This window comes from Methylobacterium sp. E-046 (assembly GCF_022829625.1).
Taxonomy (GTDB): Bacteria; Pseudomonadota; Alphaproteobacteria; order Rhizobiales; family Beijerinckiaceae; genus Methylobacterium; species Methylobacterium longum.
This window is the reverse complement of record NZ_JAKSYP010000186.1, coordinates 1-371: the sequence shown is the minus strand read 5'-3', so window position 1 is coordinate 371 and position 371 is coordinate 1. Positions and strand designations below refer to the sequence as shown.

Annotated in this window: 1 protein-coding gene; it reads left to right on the top strand. The window is 69.8% G+C overall.

Annotation, left to right across the window (positions count from 1 at the left end; all coding sequences use genetic code 11):
* Positions 1-371, top strand: a 371-nt coding sequence (locus MKK82_RS19695) for a hypothetical protein (protein ID WP_243986540.1), incomplete at both ends; no start/stop codon positions are given.

Sequence of the window (371 nt, the reverse complement as noted above, 5' to 3'; positions counted from 1 at the left end):
ACCGACGCTAAGACCCTCTACGACTCCGGCGTCGGGTCGCAGATCTACCAGGGCCCTCGGGTCGCGGATTTCAGCACGGACCAGTCGGCCGGCATCCAGTCCACCCGTGACCAAGCCGCGGCCGATAATGCTGGCGGCCTCCGCACGGCGCACCTGCAGAGTGTGCTCGGAGCGAACGGGCTCAGTCCCACGACTCAGCACGGTCTCGGCATGCTGGCGGCGGTGCCTGAGGCGAGCACGGCCCGGCTGTCGGGGCTGGCGGACCGGATCGGGGATCCCGTTCGATCCGAGCACACTCTGCAGGTACGCCGTGCCGAGGCCGCCAGCATTATCGGCCGCGGCTTGGTCACGGGTGGACTGGATGCCGGCCG